This window comes from Paenibacillus sp. IHBB 3054 (assembly GCF_051594305.1).
GTDB lineage: Bacteria > Bacillota > Bacilli > Paenibacillales > Paenibacillaceae > Paenibacillus_AQ.
Genome location: NZ_JBOFBG010000122.1, coordinates 1 through 1,078, shown reverse-complemented (window position 1 = coordinate 1,078; position 1,078 = coordinate 1). Strand labels below are relative to the sequence as shown.

The following is a 1,078-nucleotide window of genomic DNA, read 5'->3' as shown; positions in this document are numbered from 1 at the left end:
AAATTTTCTCTAAAGAGAGCGTCCACTTTCTCAAACTCTTTCGTTCTCAAGCTCATTAACACATTGGTCCAGCCATAATACTTGGGCAACAGATTATAACCCTCAGTAATGCTTTCCCGTACCTTGTATCGGTATCCTCCAAGTGTTTCAGTTTTAGGAATATCTTCCTCATACATGTAACCGTACTGTTTATTGTATTCTTCTAGAATCTCCTTATATTCCTCTGATTCCAACATATCCCATACCAATTGATCTTTCGACGTATGTATCAATTCATTCACTTTACGAAAATAAAAATCTATCTGTTTATCCTTCGCTCTTAATGATTCCTCCAGTTCCTTACGTTCAGCCGCTTCCCCAGATAAACGAACTTCCTGCCTGGAGTGGCTATACCATAACCAACCGCTGGTTGCAATTAAGAGGATGAACACAAATACTCCACAACACTTCCATTTCCGCTTAGTCATGAACGCCCTCCAGTAACTCTCCGAATCTCTTGTAGAATAATAATAAGACCGTATTTCCAGCTAGAGTTACGGAAATACGGTCTTACCTGCTTTTTAGAGTCCATAATACTCCGGCAGTAAATTCCGGCCTTCTTTTACACTTTTATTCACTATATCGATTAACTCTTCCATCGTTCCGAATATCTGCTCGGTAGGAATACCCTCACCAAAATGTTCTTTGTAAAGGGTGTCCAGTTCTCGAAATTCTTTCGTTCTCATATGCATCAAGGTATTGGTCCAGCCATAATACACAGGTAACAAATCATAACCCTCAGTGATACTTTCCTCTATTTTATATCTAAATCCTCCCAACGTCTCAGTCTTTGGAATATCAGATTCGTCGATGATACCATAATACTCACTATATTCTTCTAATAGGGTCTTGTATTCTTCCGATTCCAATACATCCCATACCAATTGATCTTCCAAACGTAGATCCTTCTCTCCTTTTATTGGATTACCATTTAATTTACTTTGATTCAATTCGTTTATCAATTCATTCACTTTACGAAAATAAAAATCTATCTGTTTATCCTTCGCTCTTAATGATTCCTCCAATTTCTTGCGTTCAG

The 1,078-nt window shown here is 37.8% G+C and carries 2 protein-coding genes; both read right to left on the bottom strand.

The window, feature by feature from the left end; translation table 11 throughout:
* Window positions 1–467: hypothetical protein (locus ACQ76X_RS35965; RefSeq protein ID WP_438498676.1), on the bottom strand; the 467-nt coding region annotated here is incomplete at its 3' end.
* A gap of 93 nt (window positions 468–560) precedes the next feature.
* The coding region (locus ACQ76X_RS35960) for a hypothetical protein (protein ID WP_438498675.1) at window positions 561–1,078 on the bottom strand (518 nt) is incomplete at its 5' end.